At 68.3% G+C, this 13226-nt stretch carries 21 protein-coding genes; all 21 read right to left on the minus strand.

Annotation, left to right across the window (positions count from 1 at the left end):
• Window positions 1-5 precede the first annotated feature (5 nt).
• The 21 genes from rpsH to ACSNOA_RS29120 all read right to left on the minus strand — a co-directional run bounded on the left by rpsH (window position 6) and on the right by ACSNOA_RS29120 (window position 13113).
• Window positions 6-413, minus strand: a complete 408-nt coding sequence (rpsH, locus tag ACSNOA_RS29020) for a 30S ribosomal protein S8 (RefSeq protein ID WP_436662950.1) — start codon at window positions 411-413, stop codon at window positions 6-8.
• A 96-nt stretch (window positions 414-509) separates the two neighbouring features.
• Entirely contained in the window at window positions 510-695 is a 186-nt protein-coding gene (locus ACSNOA_RS29025; protein WP_007073023.1) for a type Z 30S ribosomal protein S14, read from the minus strand.
• Window position 696: 1 nt separating this feature from the next.
• Window positions 697-1266, minus strand: a complete 570-nt coding sequence (rplE, locus tag ACSNOA_RS29030) for a 50S ribosomal protein L5 (RefSeq protein WP_436662951.1) — start codon at window positions 1264-1266, stop codon at window positions 697-699.
• On the minus strand, window positions 1266-1586 hold the full coding sequence (rplX, locus tag ACSNOA_RS29035) for a 50S ribosomal protein L24 (RefSeq protein WP_013288626.1): 321 nt from the start codon (window positions 1584-1586) through the stop codon (window positions 1266-1268). Before rplX ends, rplE begins: the two co-directional genes overlap by 1 nt.
• A complete protein-coding gene (rplN, locus tag ACSNOA_RS29040; protein WP_007073026.1) occupies window positions 1583-1951 on the minus strand; it encodes a 50S ribosomal protein L14 in 369 nt (122 codons plus the stop codon). Before rplN ends, rplX begins: the two co-directional genes overlap by 4 nt.
• Window positions 1952-2049: 98 nt before the next feature.
• On the minus strand, window positions 2050-2328 hold the full coding sequence (gene rpsQ, locus ACSNOA_RS29045; protein ID WP_436662952.1) for a 30S ribosomal protein S17: 279 nt from the start codon (window positions 2326-2328) through the stop codon (window positions 2050-2052).
• Window positions 2325-2561, minus strand: a complete 237-nt coding sequence (rpmC, locus tag ACSNOA_RS29050) for a 50S ribosomal protein L29 (RefSeq protein WP_436662953.1) — start codon at window positions 2559-2561, stop codon at window positions 2325-2327. Before rpmC ends, rpsQ begins: the two co-directional genes overlap by 4 nt.
• Window positions 2561-2986: a 50S ribosomal protein L16 gene (gene rplP, locus ACSNOA_RS29055; RefSeq protein ID WP_436662954.1), complete on the minus strand. Its 426-nt coding sequence runs from the start codon at window positions 2984-2986 to the stop codon at window positions 2561-2563. Before rplP ends, rpmC begins: the two co-directional genes overlap by 1 nt.
• Before the next feature lie 3 nt (window positions 2987-2989).
• Entirely contained in the window at window positions 2990-3859 is an 870-nt protein-coding gene (gene rpsC / locus ACSNOA_RS29060) for a 30S ribosomal protein S3 (protein ID WP_436662955.1), read from the minus strand.
• On the minus strand, window positions 3859-4314 hold the full coding sequence (gene rplV / locus ACSNOA_RS29065; RefSeq protein ID WP_436662956.1) for a 50S ribosomal protein L22: 456 nt from the start codon (window positions 4312-4314) through the stop codon (window positions 3859-3861). Before rplV ends, rpsC begins: the two co-directional genes overlap by 1 nt.
• Window positions 4315-4354: 40 nt before the next feature.
• On the minus strand, window positions 4355-4636 hold the full coding sequence (rpsS, locus tag ACSNOA_RS29070; RefSeq protein ID WP_121158407.1) for a 30S ribosomal protein S19: 282 nt from the start codon (window positions 4634-4636) through the stop codon (window positions 4355-4357).
• 15 nt (window positions 4637-4651) lie between these two features.
• Window positions 4652-5491, minus strand: a complete 840-nt coding sequence (rplB, locus tag ACSNOA_RS29075) for a 50S ribosomal protein L2 (protein WP_436662957.1) — start codon at window positions 5489-5491, stop codon at window positions 4652-4654.
• A 12-nt stretch (window positions 5492-5503) separates the two neighbouring features.
• Window positions 5504-5806: a 50S ribosomal protein L23 gene (rplW, locus tag ACSNOA_RS29080; RefSeq protein ID WP_076466668.1), complete on the minus strand. Its 303-nt coding sequence runs from the start codon at window positions 5804-5806 to the stop codon at window positions 5504-5506.
• On the minus strand, window positions 5803-6453 hold the full coding sequence (gene rplD, locus ACSNOA_RS29085; RefSeq protein WP_436662958.1) for a 50S ribosomal protein L4: 651 nt from the start codon (window positions 6451-6453) through the stop codon (window positions 5803-5805). Before rplD ends, rplW begins: the two co-directional genes overlap by 4 nt.
• On the minus strand, window positions 6450-7115 hold the full coding sequence (rplC, locus tag ACSNOA_RS29090) for a 50S ribosomal protein L3 (RefSeq protein ID WP_436662959.1): 666 nt from the start codon (window positions 7113-7115) through the stop codon (window positions 6450-6452). Before rplC ends, rplD begins: the two co-directional genes overlap by 4 nt.
• A gap of 11 nt (window positions 7116-7126) precedes the next feature.
• Window positions 7127-7435 (minus strand): 30S ribosomal protein S10, encoded by a 309-nt coding sequence (gene rpsJ, locus ACSNOA_RS29095; protein WP_007073037.1) that lies wholly within the window; start codon window positions 7433-7435, stop codon window positions 7127-7129.
• 346 nt (window positions 7436-7781) lie between these two features.
• On the minus strand, window positions 7782-8975 hold the full coding sequence (gene tuf, locus ACSNOA_RS29100; protein ID WP_436662960.1) for an elongation factor Tu: 1194 nt from the start codon (window positions 8973-8975) through the stop codon (window positions 7782-7784).
• A gap of 215 nt (window positions 8976-9190) precedes the next feature.
• Window positions 9191-11287, minus strand: a complete 2097-nt coding sequence (fusA, locus tag ACSNOA_RS29105; protein WP_436662961.1) for an elongation factor G — start codon at window positions 11285-11287, stop codon at window positions 9191-9193.
• A gap of 74 nt (window positions 11288-11361) precedes the next feature.
• The gene (gene rpsG, locus ACSNOA_RS29110; RefSeq protein WP_076466673.1) at window positions 11362-11832 is read right to left on the minus strand and encodes a 30S ribosomal protein S7; all 471 of its coding nucleotides are present in this window, start codon (window positions 11830-11832) and stop codon (window positions 11362-11364) included.
• A 1-nt stretch (window position 11833) separates the two neighbouring features.
• A complete protein-coding gene (gene rpsL / locus ACSNOA_RS29115; protein WP_014440718.1) occupies window positions 11834-12208 on the minus strand; it encodes a 30S ribosomal protein S12 in 375 nt (124 codons plus the stop codon).
• A gap of 524 nt (window positions 12209-12732) precedes the next feature.
• Complete coding sequence (locus tag ACSNOA_RS29120; RefSeq protein ID WP_436663416.1) at window positions 12733-13113, minus strand: hypothetical protein; 381 nt, start codon at window positions 13111-13113, stop codon at window positions 12733-12735.
• Window positions 13114-13226 lie beyond the last annotated feature (113 nt).

Raw genomic sequence — 13226 nt, forward strand, 5'->3', positions numbered from 1 at the left:
TCCCGTTACCAGACGAAGGCGAGGACTTCCCCGCCAACGCTCCGCTTGCGGGCCTGCCGGTCGGTGAGCAGCCCCTGGGACGTCGAAATGATCGCCACGCCCAGCCCGCCGAGCACCCGCGGGAGCCCGTCCGACTTGGCGTACACCCGCAGGCCGGGCTTGGACACGCGCTTGATGCCGGCCAGGCTCCGCTCCCGGTTCTGGCCGTACTTCAGTTCGACGACCAGTCGCTTGCCGACGGCGCCCTCCTCGGGCTCCTCGACCGACCAGGAGGAGATGTAACCCTCGCTCTTCAGGACCTCGGCGATGTTCGCCTTGATCTTCGAGTAGGGCATCTGAACCCGGTCGTGGTACGCCTGGTTGGCGTTACGCAGACGCGTGAGCATGTCTGCGATCGGGTCGGTCATCGTCATGGATTTCGTCAACCTTTCTCGCCGGGGTTCCCGCGGGTCGCCCGCAGGCCTACGGCGAAGAGACAGTGCAGCTGACGCGCGGAGCGCGCCGGGCTATTACCAGGAAGCCTTGGACACGCCGGGCAGCTCACCGCGGTGGGCCATCTCCCGGATGCACACCCGGCAGAGACCGAACTTGCGGTAGACCGCCTTCGGACGCCCGCACCGCTGGCAGCGGGTGTACGCGCGAACCGAGAACTTCGGCTTCGCGGCCGCCTTCAGGATCAGCGCCTTCTTGGCCATCTCAGTTCTCCTTGAACGGGAAGCCCAGGAGCTTGAGCAGTTCCCGGCCCTCGTCGTCGGTCGTGGCGGTGGTGACCACCGTGATGTCCATGCCCCGCTGGCGATCGATCTTGTCCTGGTCGATCTCGTGGAACACCGACTGCTCGGTCAGGCCGAACGTGTAGTTGCCGTGCCCGTCGAGCTTGCGCCCGTCCAGACCGCGGAAGTCACGGATACGCGGCAGCGCGATGGACAGCAGCCGGTCCAGGAACTCCCACATCCGGTCGCCGCGCAGGGTGACCTTCGCGCCGATCGGCATGCCCTCGCGCAGCTTGAACTGCGCGATGGACTTGGTGGCCCGCCGCACCTGCGGCTTCTGGCCGGTGATGGTGGCCAGGTCGCGGACGGCGCCGTCGATCAGCTTGGCGTCGCGGGCGGCCTCGCCCACACCCATGTTGACGACGATCTTGACCAGCCGCGGCACCTGCATGGGGTTGCCGTAGTTGTGCTGCTCGCGCAGCTTGGCCACGATCTCGTTGCGGTACCGCTCCTTGAGGCGCGGCAGGGTCTTGGTTTCGGTAGCCGTGGTCATCAGAGGTCCTTACCGGTGCTACGCGCGATGCGGACCTTCTGGCCGTTGTCGTCGATCCGGTAACCGACGCGGGTCGGCTTCCCGTCGGAGTCCAGGACCATCACGTTCGACACGTGGATCGGGGCCTCCTGGGTGACGATGCCACCGGTCTTGGCGCCGCGCTGGGTGGTGCTGATGCGGGTGTGCTTCTTGACCCGGTTCACGCCCTCGACCAGGACCTTGTCCTGCCGCGGGTAGGCCGCGATGACCTTGCCCTTGGCGCCCTTGTCCTTGCCGGCGATGACGACGACCGTGTCGCCCTTCTTGACCTTCACGGTCACAACACCTCCGGCGCGAGGGAAATGATCTTCATGAACCGCTTGTCCCGCAGCTCCCGACCGACCGGGCCGAAGATACGGGTACCGCGCGGGTCACCACCGTCCTTGATGATGACGGCGGCGTTCTCGTCGAAGCGGATGTACGACCCGTCCGGGCGCCGCTTCTCCTTGGCGGTGCGAACGACGACGGCCTTGACGACGTCGCCCTTCTTCACACCGGCACCCGGGATCGCGTCCTTGACGGTGGCCACGATGACGTCGCCGATGCTCGCGTAGCGCCGACCGGAGCCACCGAGAACCCGGATGCACAGGATCTCCCGGGCACCCGTGTTGTCGGCGACGCGCAGTCGCGACTCCTGCTGAATCACGTCTATCTCCTATGTCTGCCGGTTCTCCGGCCGCCGCGGCGGCCGGAGCCTGGCGGAACCTGCGCCCGACGCGACGCCGGGCGAGCTCGAAGCCTTCGCTACTTGGCCTTTTCCAGGATCTCCACGAGCCGCCAGCGCTTGGTGGCGGACAGCGGCCGGGTCTCCATGATCAGGACCCGGTCGCCGATGCCGGCGCTGTTCTGCTCGTCGTGCACCTTGAGCTTGCTGGTACGGCGCATGATCTTGCCGTACAGCGCGTGCTTGACCCGGTCCTCGACCTCGACGACGACGGTCTTTTCCATCTTGTCGCTGACCACCAGGCCCTCACGGACCTTGCGGCGGCCACGCGTGGCGGCGGTGGTGGTGTTCTCGCTCATCCTGCAGTCACCTCAGTCGGCGCGGCCGAGAGCCCCAGCTCGCGCTCGCGCATGATCGTGTAGATCCGGGCGATCTCCCGACGGATGACCTGCAGCCGCCGGTTGTTGTCCAGCTGCCCGGTTGCGGCCTGCACGCGGAGGTTGAACAGCTCCGCCTTGGCCTCCCGCAGCCTCGTGACCAGCTCCTCCTCGGAGAGCTCACGCAGCTCGGTGGCCTTAACGCCCGCTGCCATCAGGACTCACCCACTTCGCGCGTCACAATGCGGCACTTCATCGGGAGCTTGTGGATCGCGCGACGCATCGCCTCTCGCGCGATCTGCTCGTTCGGGAAGGACATCTCGAAGAGAATCCGGCCCGGCTTGACGTTGGAGACCCACCACTCGGGCGAGCCCTTACCGGAACCCATGCGGGTTTCGGCCGGCTTCTTGGTGAGGGCCTGGTCCGGGAAGATGGTGATCCAGACCTTGCCACCACGCTTGATGTGACGGGTCATCGCGATACGCGCCGACTCGATCTGCCGGTTGGTGACGTAGGCCGACTCCAGAGCCTGGATCCCGAACTCACCGAACACCACCCGGTTGCCGCCCTTGGACGCGCCGCTGCGGTCCGGGTGGTGCGGCTTGCGGAAGCCCTTCGGGGGCTTGCGCGGCATCAGCATCTGTCAGCCCTCCTGCTGCGTTTCTGCCGGCTGAGTGGCGACCGCGGCGACGGCACCGGCGTCGACCGGCTCGCCACTCGGCGTCTCGGCCTGCTGCGCGAGCGTGGTCGCGGCAGCCCGGCCGGCCTCGGTACCGCCGGCGGTGGTGCCGGACGAACCCGACCGACCACGGCGCGGCCGCTCGGGCCGGTCGCCACGGTCACGGCGCGGGCGGGACGGGCCGGCCTCGGCCGGGGCCTCCCGGCCCGGGACCGCGTCGCCCTTGTAGATCCAGACCTTCACACCGATCCGGCCGAAGGTGGTACGGGCCTCGAAGAAGCCGTACTCGATGTTGGCCCGCAGCGTGTGCAGCGGAACCCGACCCTCGCGGTAGAACTCGGTCCGGCTCATCTCGGCGCCGCCCAGACGGCCCGAGACCTGCACCCGGATGCCCTTGCAGACCGGGTTCTTCATGGCCGACTGCATGGCCTTGCGCATCGCCCGACGGAAGCTCACCCGGCTGGACAGCTGCTCGGCCACGCCCTGCGCGACGAGCTGCGCGTCCGACTCGGGGCTCTTCACCTCGATGATGTTGAGCTGCACCTGCTTGCCGGTCAGCTTCTCCAGCTCCCCGCGGATCCGGTCGGCCTCCGCACCCTTACGGCCGATGACGATGCCCGGCCGGGCGGTGTGGATGTCGACGCGGACCCGGTCCCGGGTGCGCTCGATGTCGACCTTGGAAATGCCGGCGCGCTCCAGGCCCCTGGACATCATCCGGCGGATCTTCACGTCCTCGCCGATGTAGTCCTTGTAGAGCTTGTCCGCGAACCAGCGGGACTTCCAGTCGGTCGAGATACCGAGCCGGAACCCAGTGGGGTGAACCTTCTGACCCATTACTCCGCGCCCTCCGTGTTGCTCTGCGTCTCGGCCGGCGCGGCCTGCTTAGCCGGAGCCGTCTTCTTCGCGGCCTTGCGCGGCGAGGCCGGCGCGACGGCCTCGACCGCCACCGTGATGTGGCAGGTGCGCTTGCGGATCCGGTACGCCCGGCCCTGCGCCCGCGGCTGGAACCGCTTCATGGTGGGGCCCTCGTCCACGTACGCCTCGCTGACGAGCAGCGCGTCGGGGTCCAGCCGCTCGTTGTTCTCCGCGTTGGCGATCGCGCTGGCGAGCACCTTGTAAACCTGCTCGCTCGCAGCCTGCGGCGCGAACTGCAGCACCGTGAGCGCCTCCTTCGCGGGCAGGCCGCGGACGAGGTTGACCACCCGGCGCGCCTTCATCGGCGAGATGCGCACGTACCGCGCAACCGCCCGCGCGCCCGGAAGCACCGGAGCGTCGCCCTTTCCTGGCATCGCTGTAACCCCTTGATCCTCTATCCGTATGCCCGCGGCGTCAGCGCCGACGGCTCTTCCGGTCGTCCTTCTCGTGACCCTTGAACGTGCGGGTCAGCGCGAACTCGCCGAGCTTGTGCCCGACCATCGCCTCGGTCACGAACACCGGGACGTGCTTGCGTCCGTCGTGCACCGCGATCGTGTGCCCGAGCATGTCGGGGATGATCATCGAGCGCCGCGACCAGGTCTTGATGACGTTCTTGGAGCCCTTCTCGTTCTGCGTCTCCACCTTCTTGAGCAGGTGGTCGTCGACGAACGGGCCCTTCTTCAGGCTGCGAGGCATAAGTCAGCTCTCCTGTTAGCCGCGCTTGCGGGTGGCGTAGCGGCGACGGACGATCAGCCGGTCACTCGGCTGGCCCTTACGACGGGTGCGACCCTCGGGCTTACCCTGCGGGTTCACCGGGTGGCGACCACCGGAGGTCTTACCCTCACCACCACCGTGCGGGTGGTCGACCGGGTTCATGGCGACACCACGGACGGTCGGGCGCTTGCCCTTCCACCGCATGCGGCCGGCCTTGCCCCAGTTGATGTTCGACTGGTCGGCGTTGCCGATCTCACCGACGCTCGCCCGGCAGCGCACGTCCACACGCCGGATCTCACCGGACGGCATGCGCAGGGTCGCGTACGCGCCCTCACGGCCGAGCAGCTGGATGCCGACGCCGGCCGAGCGGGCCAGCTTGGCGCCGCCGCCCGGGCGCAGCTCCACGTTGTGGATGGTGGTACCGACCGGGATGTTGCGCAGCGGCAGGTTGTTGCCGGGCTTGATGTCGGCGCTCGGACCCGACTCGACGGTGTCGCCCTGCTTCAGGTCCTTCGGCGCGATGATGTAGCGCTTCTCGCCGTCGGCGTAGTGCAGCAGCGCGATGCGCGCGGTGCGGTTCGGGTCGTACTCGATGTGGGCGACCTTCGCCGGCACGCCGTCCTTGTCGACCCGCTTGAAGTCGACGAGACGGTACTGCCGCTTGTGTCCACCACCGTGGTGCCGCGTGGTGATCCGGCCGTGGGCGTTGCGCCCGCCCTTCTTCGGCAGCGGAGCCAGCAGCGACTTCTCCGGCGTCGACCGGGTGATCTCGGCGAAGTCGGCGACGCTGGAGCCACGCCGGCCCGGCGTCGTCGGCTTGTACTTACGGATAGCCATTGTCTACACCCCTCAGCTGACCGGGCCGCCGAAGGCCTCGATACGGTCACCGTCAGCCAGCTTCACCATCGCCCGCTTGGTGTCCTTGCGCTTCCCGAACCCGGTGCGGGTCCGCTTGCGCTTGCCCTCGCGGTTGAGCGTGTTGACCGTCAGGACGCGGACGTTGAAGATCTGCTGGATAGCGATCTTGATCTCGGTCTTGTTGGCGTCCGGGTGCACCAGGAAGGTGTACCAGTTGCGGTTCAGCTCGCTGTAGCTCTTCTCCGAGACGACCGGCGCCACGATGATGTCGCGCGGGTCGGCGATCGTGCTCACTTGTCACCCTCCTCGGTGGCCTCGGCGGGAACACCGAGGAACTCGTCCAGGGCGTCCTTTGTGAAGACCACGTCGTCGGCCACCAGCACGTCGTACGTGTTCAGCTGGCCGGCTTCGATCAGGTGCACCCGCGGCTCGTTGCGCAGCGACACCCAGTTCAGCTCGTCGGTGCTGCTCAGCACGACCAGGACCCGCCGGGCCGTGGTCAGCTTCGCCAGCGTGGCCAGGGCCGCCTTGGTCGACGGCTTCTCGCCGGAGACGAACGCCTCGACGACGTGCACCTGGCCGGCGCGGGCCCGGTCGGAGAGGGCGCCACGCAGCGCGGCGGCCTTCATCTTCTTCGGGGTCCGCTGGCTGTAGTCACGCGGCACGGGACCGTGCACCACGCCACCGCCGGCGAACTGCGGCGCGCGGATCGAGCCCTGCCGGGCACGACCGGTGCCCTTCTGCTTGTACGGCTTCTTGCCGCCGCCGGCGACCTCGCCGCGGGTCTTGGCCTTGTGCGTGCCCTGTCGGGCCGCCGCCAGCTGGGCCACCACGACCTGGTGCATCAGCGCGACGTTCGCCTGCGCGTCGAAGATGTCGGCCGGCAGCTCGACGGAGCCGGTCTTCGTGCCTTCGACGTTGAGGACGTCAACGGTGGTCACTTGGCCACACCGCCCTTCTTCGCCTTGCTCTTGGCCGCGGTGCGGACCAGGACCAGCGCGCCCTTGGGACCGGGGATGGCACCACGGACGAGCAGGAGGTTGTTCTCGGTGTCGACGGCCTGGATGGTCAGGTTCTGGACGGTGTAGCGCACGCCACCCATCCGACCCGCCATCCGGACGCCCTTGAAGACGCGACCGGGGGTGGAGGCACCGCCGATCGAGCCGGGCGAGCGGTGCTTGCGCTCGACACCGTGGCTGGCGCGCAGGCCGTGGAAGCCGTGCCGCTTCATGACACCGGCGAAGCCCTTGCCCTTGGTCTTGCCGGTCACGTCGACCGACACGCCCACCGGGAACTCCTCGACCGTGACCTCCTGGCCGAGCGAGTAGTCGGCGGCGTCGCTGGTGCGCAGCTCGACGATGTGCCGGCGCGGCGCCACGTCCGCCTTGGCGTAGTGGCCGCTGATCGGCTTCTTCACCTTGCGCGGGTCGATCGCGCCGTACGCCAGCTGGACCGCGGAGTAACCGTCCTTGTCGGCGTCACGAACCTGGGTGACGACGCACGGGCCGGCCTGCACCACGGTCACGGGCACAACGCGGTTGTTGTCCCAGACCTGGGTCATGCCGAGCTTGGCGCCCAGGATCCCCTTAACTTGCCTGTCCATTTGTCCGGTCCCTACAGCTTGATCTCGATGTCGACGCCAGCCGGCAGGTCGAGGCGCATGAGCGAGTCGACCGTCTTGGGGGTCGGGTCGATGATGTCGATCAGCCGCTTGTGCGTACGCATCTCGAAGTGCTCGCGCGAGTCCTTGTACTTGTGCGGCGAGCGGATGACGCAGAAACGGTTGATCTCCGTGGGCAGCGGCACCGGGCCCGCGACCTGCGCCCCGGTGCGCGTCACCGTCTCGACGATCTTCCGAGCCGAGGAGTCGACGACCTCGTGGTCATAGGCCTTGAGCCGGATGCGGATCTTCTGTCCCGCCATGGTGGCTTCTGTTCCTTCTCTCGATGCCGCTGTGTTGCGGGCACCTGTACCGGCTGGCACAGGCCCACTTCGCCGACCCCCGCGGTCGGGCGTGTCGCGCCCTCGGGCCAGGCTCCGCCCCGGGCTCCGGAGCGTTCCGACCATGCGGTGGGTCAAGGCGCCGGCCGCTCTCTCGCGACCTGAACGCCGTGCGCGGGTGGTTGGCGGACGAACCGCCAACCACCCTGCGCTCGGCTGCCCGCCGTCCGGAGGTTCGACTCAGCCGAACACGGACGGCGAACAGCCGTTACGCAACCTGACTAGTATGCCGCACGACCAGCGGCGGGTCTAATCGGGGTTACCCAGCTCACTTAAGGATCTTGGTGACGAACCCGGCGCCGACGGTGCGGCCACCCTCGCGGATCGCGAACTTGAGGTTCTCCTCCATGGCGATGGGCTGGATCAGCTTCACCGTCATCGAGGTGTTGTCACCCGGCATGACCATCTCGGTGCCCTCGGGGAGCGTGACGACACCGGTGACGTCCGTGGTCCGGAAGTAGAACTGCGGGCGGTAGTTCTGGAAGAACGGGGTGTGCCGGCCGCCCTCCTCCTTGGAGAGGATGTAGACCGTCGCCTCGAACTCCGTGTGCGGGGTCGTGGTGCCCGGCTTGATGACCACCATGCCGCGCTCGACGTCCTCGCGCTTGATGCCGCGCAGCAGCAGACCGACGTTCTCACCCGCGCGGGCCTCGTCGAGCAGCTTGCGGAACATCTCGATGCCGGTGCAGACCGTCTTCTGCGACTTCTCGCGGATACCGACGATCTCCACCTCCTCGTTCGGCTTGAGCACGCCACGCTCGGCGCGACCGGTGACGACGGTGCCACGACCGGTGATCGTGAAGACGTCCTCGATCGGCATGAGGAACGGCTTGTCGGTCTCGCGCTCCGGCTGCGGGATCGCGGTGTCGACAGCGGTCATCAGGTCCAGGAGCTTCTGGGTCCACTCCGGGTCGCCCTCGAGGGCCTTCAGCGCCGAGACCCGGACGACCGGCAGGTCGTCACCCGGGTACTCCTGCGAGGAGAGCAGCTCGCGGACCTCGAGCTCGACGAGCTCCAGGAGCTCCTCGTCGTCGACCATGTCGCTCTTGTTGAGCGCCACGACGATGTACGGCACACCGACCTGACGGGCCAGCAGCACGTGCTCGCGGGTCTGCGGCATCGGGCCGTCGGTCGCCGCCACCACCAGGATCGCGCCGTCCATCTGCGCGGCACCGGTGATCATGTTCTTGATGTAGTCGGCGTGACCGGGGCAGTCGACGTGCGCGTAGTGCCGCGCCTCGGTCTGGTACTCGACGTGCGCGATCGAGATCGTGATGCCGCGGGCCTTCTCCTCCGGCGCCTTGTCGATCTCGTCGAACGGCGTGTACGGGTTCAGGTCCGGGTACTGGTCGTGCAGGACCTTGGTGATGGCCGCCGTCAGCGTCGTCTTACCGTGGTCGATGTGACCAATGGTGCCGATGTTGACGTGCGGCTTAGTCCGCTCGAACTTCGCCTTCGCCACTGGTGTCCTCCTGTGGACTGTTTGGTTCGTACGCCCGGCGCGCCGTTCGGCGCTTAGGACTCTGTCGACAGCCTTTCCGACCTTCCGGCCGGAGAGCTTCTCGTGGGTTCTGCGGCGGTGAAGCCTACAGGCCCGGTCTCACGCAACCCGTCCGTGGTGGCCGCGGGCGGGCGAACCACCCGCGACCACCGACGGTTCATCAGCTCAGGTGAGCGTCACTCACCCGTCGCCTTGGCGATGATCTCCTTCGCCACGTTGGCCGGAACCTCGGCGTAGGAGTCGAACTGCATGCTGTAGCTAGCCCGGCCCTGGGTCTTCGACCGCAGGTCGCCGACGTAGCCGAACATCTCCGACAACGGCACCAGGGCGCGGACGACGCGGGCACCCCCGCGCTCCTCCATCGCCTGGATGATGCCACGGCGGGAGTTGAGGTCGCCGATGACGTCACCCATGTTCTCCTCAGGAGTGGTGACCTCAACGGCCATCATCGGCTCGAGCAGCGCCGGGTCGGCCTTGCGGGCCGCCTCCTTGAGCGCCATCGAACCGGCGATCTTGAACGCCATCTCGGACGAGTCGACCTCGTGGTACTGACCGTCCACCAGCGTCAGCTTGACACCCACCAGCGGGAAGCCGGCGAGGATGCCGTACTGCATGGCGTCCTGGGCGCCCGCGTCCACCGACGGGATGAACTCCCGGGGGATGCGGCCACCGGTGACGGCGTTCGCGAACTCGTAGGTCGGGGCCTCGTTGTCCAGCGGCAGCGGCTCCAGGCTGATGATCACCCGGGCGTACTGGCCGGAACCACCGGTCTGCTTCTTGTGGGTGTACTCGACCTTCTCCACCGCGCGGCGGATGGTCTCGCGGTACGCCACCTGCGGCTTACCGATGTTGGCCTCGACGTTGAACTCGCGGCGCATCCGGTCGACCAGGATGTCCAGGTGCAGCTCGCCCATGCCGGAGATGACCGTCTGGCCGGTCTCCTCGTCCAGCTTGACGCGGAAGGTCGGGTCCTCCTCGGCCAGCCGTTGGATGGCGGTGCTGAGCTTCTCCTGGTCGGCCTTGGTCTTCGGCTCGATGGCGACCTCGATGACCGGCTCCGGGAACGTCATCGACTCCAGGATGACCGGGTTCGCCGGGTCGCACAGGGTGTCACCGGTGGTGGTCTGCTTGAGACCCTGCACCGCGATGATGTCGCCAGCCTTGGCGGAGCTGCGCTCCTCCCGCTTGTTGGCGTGCATCTGGTAGATCTTGCCGATCCGCTCCTTGCGGTCCTTGGTGGAGTTGACCACCTGGGACCCGGACTCGACCACGCCGGAGTAGACCCGGACGTAGGTGAGCTTGCCGAGGTGCTTGTCGGTCTGGATCTTGAAGGCCAGGCCCGAGAACGGCTCCGAGGTGGACGGCTTCCGCTGCAGCGGGGTCTCGCCGTCGGTCGCGGTGCCCTCGATGGCCGGGATGTCCAGCGGCGACGGCAGGTAGTCGACCACGGCGTCCAGCATCGGCTGGATGCCCTTGTTCTTGAACGCCGAGCCGCAGAGCACCGGGTTGGCCTTGCCGGCGATGGTGGCGCGCCGGATGGCGGCCTTGATCTCGTCGACCGAGATCTCCTCGCCCTCCAGGTAGCGCTCCATGACCGAGTCGTCGACGTCGGCCAGGGTCTCCATCAGCTTCTCGCGCCACTCGGCCGCGGAGTCGGCCAGCTCGGCCGGGATCTCCTCGATCGCGTAGTCCTCACCCTTCTGGGTCTCCCCGCGCCAGGTGAGGGCGCGCATGCCGATCAGGTCGACGACGCCGATGTGGTCGGCCTCGGTTCCGATCGGGATCTGGAGCACGAGCGGGGTGGCGTTCAGCCGGTCGATCATCATCTGCACGCAGCGGAAGAAGTCGGCGCCGGTCCGGTCGAGCTTGTTGACGAAGCACATCCGCGGGACGTTGTACTTGTCCGCCTGGCGCCAGACGTTCTCGGTCTGCGGCTCCACACCGGCGACACCGTCGTACACGGCGACCGCGCCGTCCAGGACGCGCAGCGACCGCTCGACCTCGACCGTGAAGTCGACGTGGCCGGGCGTGTCGATGATCTGGATCGTGTGGCCCTTCCACTCGCACTTGGTGGCGGCGGAAGTGATGGTGATACCGCGCTCCTGCTCCTGCTCCATCCAGTCCATGACGGCGGCGCCCTCGTGGACCTCACCGATCTTGTACGTGATGCCGGTGTAGAACAGGATTCGCTCGGTGGTAGTGGTCTTACCGGCATCGATGTGCGCCATGATGCCGATGTTGCGTACGTTGGCGAGCGCGTCTGCGGCGGCCACTTCAATCCCTACTTATCGTCGTCTCGACTCAACTGGTGGCGGTTCCGGCGCCGGACGGCGCCGGAACCAGGGTGTTACCAGCGGTAGTGCGCGAAGGCCTTGTTGGACTCGGCCATCTTGTGCGTGTCCTCGCGCCGCTTCACGGCGGCACCGAGGCCGTTGCTCGCGTCCAGCAGCTCGTTCATGAGCCGCTCGACCATGGTCTTCTCCCGGCGGGCGCGCGAGTAGGTCACCAGCCAGCGCAGGCCCAGGGTGGTGGCGCGGGCCGGGCGGACCTCGACCGGCACCTGGTAGGTGGCGCCACCGACACGGCGGCTGCGCACCTCGAGGGTCGGCTTCACGTTGTCCATCGCCCGCTTGAGGGTGACGACGGGGTCCGTGCCGGACTTCTCGCGGCAGCCCTCGAGGGCGGCGTACACGATGCTCTCGGCGAGCTGGCGCTTGCCGCGCAGCAGGATCTTGTTCACGAGCTGGGTGACCAGCGGCGAGTTGTACACCGGGTCAGCGACCAGCGGCCGCCGCGGAGCGGGTCCCTTACGCGGCATCTCAGCTCTTCTCCTTCTTCGCGCCGTAACGGCTGCGCGCCTGCTTGCGGTTGCGGACACCCTGGGTGTCCAGCGAGCCGCGGACGATCTTGTAACGCACGCCGGGGAGGTCCTTCACACGGCCGCCACGAACGAGCACGATCGAGTGCTCCTGGAGGTTGTGGCCGACACCGGGGATGTAGGCGGTCACCTCGATCTGGCTGCTGAGCTTCACACGAGCGACCTTGCGCAGCGCCGAGTTCGGCTTCTTGGGGGTGGTGGTGTACACGCGGGTGCACACGCCGCGCCGCTGGGGGGAACCCTTCAGCGCCGGGGTCTTGGTCTTGCTCGTCTTCGCCTGGCGGCCCTTTCGGACCAGCTGCTGGATCGTGGGCACCGGGTTTCTCCGCTCCCTTCGGCCGCGTGTCGCGACCGCGCCGTCTGCCGTAGCCGACCGGGTGATCGGCTCTCCTACATTCCGACCAGGGCCACCTCGCGGAGGTCCCGGCACCCGCGGTCGGGCGTGTCGCCCGGCTCACGGTCCCGGTGCCGACGCTCACGCCGCACCGGGTCTGTTCACCGGCACGCGGATCGCCCCCGCACCGGATCTTTTGGCTTAGCCGTGCTGCCGCTCGATCTCCGGATCAACCGGGCCAGCGCACGCACGAGTTGCCCGGGCAGGCCCGGGCACAAGGGGAAAGGTTACCTACCACAGCCGCCCAGGTCAAAACGGAGTGGTCCGTCGGACCACGCCGCCGAAGCGATCGAGTCTGTGGCCGTCGGGTCTGTCCCGCCTGCGCGCCCCTGATGGGCACCTACGAATACAAGTGTACCGGCTTCGCCGGAGTACGGCCCGTCGGCCCCGGGAGCCCACCGAACCCCACCGGCACCGCTCCCCCGGCCGGCTCGGAGGGAACCCGCTCAGGACAGCGAGATCACCAGGGCCACGACCACGCCGAGCAGGCTGAGCCCGAGCCCGGCGCCCCCGCAGCTCAGGCCGGCCGTCGCCACGCCCCGGCCGGTGAACCGCACCGCCGGCGGCGGCGCCGGCCGCTCGATCTGCCGCCGGGCGAGGAGCCCCGCGACGATGGCGCCCGCCCCGGTCAGCACGCCGAGCACGGCGAAGGCGCCGGCGGCCCACACACCCGTCCAGCTCTGCCCGAGGACACCGAAGCAGATGACCAGCAGCGAGACCAGGATCGAGACGACGCCCGCCACGAGCGCGCCGACGGCGAGCCCGGACGTGACCGGCGGCACGTCGAGGTGGACCACACCGAACGGGGTGCCGGCCACCGCCTCCACCCGCTTCGGCGGCAGGCTCTGCGCGTCGCTGGGCGGCGGTGGCGCATGCCACGCGGGCGGCGCGTGGACCACCGCCGACGGCGGCGCCCCCCACGCACCCGGTGCCCCACCCC

This window comes from Micromonospora sp. URMC 103 (assembly GCF_051386435.1).
Lineage (GTDB): Bacteria > Actinomycetota > Actinomycetes > Mycobacteriales > Micromonosporaceae > Micromonospora.

What these genes read in the sequence shown, in the direction of transcription:
- rpsH (WP_436662950.1), bottom strand. Translation starts at nt 413, where the DNA reads ATGACGATGACCGACCCGATCGCAGACATGCTCACGCGTCTGCGTAAC.
- ACSNOA_RS29025 (WP_007073023.1), bottom strand. Translation starts at nt 695, where the DNA reads ATGGCCAAGAAGGCGCTGATCCTGAAGGCGGCCGCGAAGCCGAAGTTC.
- rplE (WP_436662951.1), bottom strand. Translation starts at nt 1,266, where the DNA reads ATGACCACGGCTACCGAAACCAAGACCCTGCCGCGCCTCAAGGAGCGG.
- rpsQ (WP_436662952.1), bottom strand. Translation starts at nt 2,328, where the DNA reads ATGAGCGAGAACACCACCACCGCCGCCACGCGTGGCCGCCGCAAGGTC.
- rpmC (WP_436662953.1), bottom strand. Translation starts at nt 2,561, where the DNA reads ATGGCAGCGGGCGTTAAGGCCACCGAGCTGCGTGAGCTCTCCGAGGAG.
- rplP (WP_436662954.1), bottom strand. Translation starts at nt 2,986, where the DNA reads ATGCTGATGCCGCGCAAGCCCCCGAAGGGCTTCCGCAAGCCGCACCAC.
- rpsC (WP_436662955.1), bottom strand. Translation starts at nt 3,859, where the DNA reads ATGGGTCAGAAGGTTCACCCCACTGGGTTCCGGCTCGGTATCTCGACC.
- rplV (WP_436662956.1), bottom strand. Translation starts at nt 4,314, where the DNA reads ATGCCAGGAAAGGGCGACGCTCCGGTGCTTCCGGGCGCGCGGGCGGTT.
- rpsS (WP_121158407.1), bottom strand. Translation starts at nt 4,636, where the DNA reads ATGCCTCGCAGCCTGAAGAAGGGCCCGTTCGTCGACGACCACCTGCTC.
- rplB (WP_436662957.1), bottom strand. Translation starts at nt 5,491, where the DNA reads ATGGCTATCCGTAAGTACAAGCCGACGACGCCGGGCCGGCGTGGCTCC.
- rplC (WP_436662959.1), bottom strand. Translation starts at nt 7,115, where the DNA reads ATGGACAGGCAAGTTAAGGGGATCCTGGGCGCCAAGCTCGGCATGACC.
- rpsJ (WP_007073037.1), bottom strand. Translation starts at nt 7,435, where the DNA reads ATGGCGGGACAGAAGATCCGCATCCGGCTCAAGGCCTATGACCACGAG.
- rpsG (WP_076466673.1), bottom strand. Translation starts at nt 11,832, where the DNA reads ATGCCGCGTAAGGGACCCGCTCCGCGGCGGCCGCTGGTCGCTGACCCG.